We start from the raw sequence: 1,007 nt of genomic DNA, 5'->3' as shown, positions 1-1,007 counted from the left end.
CGCCTCGTAGGAGGACGGGGCGCCGCGCAGCGCGGCGGAGGTCAGCCCGTGCACCGCCGAGGCGACGGCCGGGACCTCGACCCCGGGGTCGACCAGGCCGACCACGTCCTCGCCGTGCGGGGCCCAGCAGCGCGTAGCTGACCACCCGGTCGGCGTGCGGGTCGACGCCGGTGGTCTCGAAGTCGAGGGAGGCGAGCGGGAGCCGGAACCAGCCGTCGTGGGCACCGCGCTCGGGCGCGGTGGGGACGTGGGCGACGCAGACGACGCGGCGGCTGCCGAAGGCCCCCACCAGTCGTCCGGCTCCGGCCGGGACCACCACCGCGCAGGTGTGGCAGCGTCCGTCGTACGCGTTGGGCTTCACATCGACCTCCTGCCAGCAACCTAGGTGCGGTCACCGACAGGGGTCGGCAGGTCAGGGGGTGTGTCGGGGTCCCGGCTCGGACGGCGGCGTCGGCCGGGACGTCGTGGAGCCGGGCGACGGCTCGGACTCGCGGCGGGCGATCTCGGCCCGCAGCTCGTGCACCTGGCGACGCCGCCGCCGCGCGGAGCCGAGGATCGCGAACGCGACGAGCACGAGCGCCACGGCGACCAGGACGCCGGCCAGGGTCGCGGCGCGGAAGCCGGGGGCGTCGGCCTCCATCAGCGCCCGGCCGTCCGTGGCGGAGTCGTTGGTGCCCAGCACGACGGCGAGCGTCAGCCAGTTCGGGGTCGCGACGAGCAGGGCGAGCACCACCATCGCCGTCGCCGCCCGGCGTCCCCACCGGCGCCCGACCAGCAGCAGCGCCAGCAGCGGCACGAGCGTGAACCCGAAGCCGTAGAACAGGCCCCAGGCGATGCCCGACGACGTCGACCCGTTCACGCGGTCGGCGATTCGCTCGGCCCACCAGCGCGGCAGGGTCGCCCCGGCCAGGACGATGAGGGCGACCAGGAGCGCGGCCAGCACGATCGACCACAGCAGCCGCGCCACCCAGCGGCGCTCGCGCGGCGGCGCCGTCGGCTCCAGCGGG

Annotated in this window: 1 protein-coding gene; it reads right to left on the bottom strand. The window is 76.6% G+C overall.

Translation table 11 applies throughout. From position 1 onward, the window contains the following. Window positions 1-412: 412 nt before the first annotated feature. Window positions 413-1,007: hypothetical protein (locus tag AC2W7G_RS17110; protein ID WP_485869499.1), on the bottom strand; the 595-nt coding region annotated here is incomplete at its 5' end.

This window comes from Aeromicrobium sp. PFPM2_SD2, from assembly GCF_057364525.1.
The sequence above is the reverse complement of the archived record's forward strand: the minus strand, read 5'-3'. Positions and strand labels throughout refer to the sequence as shown.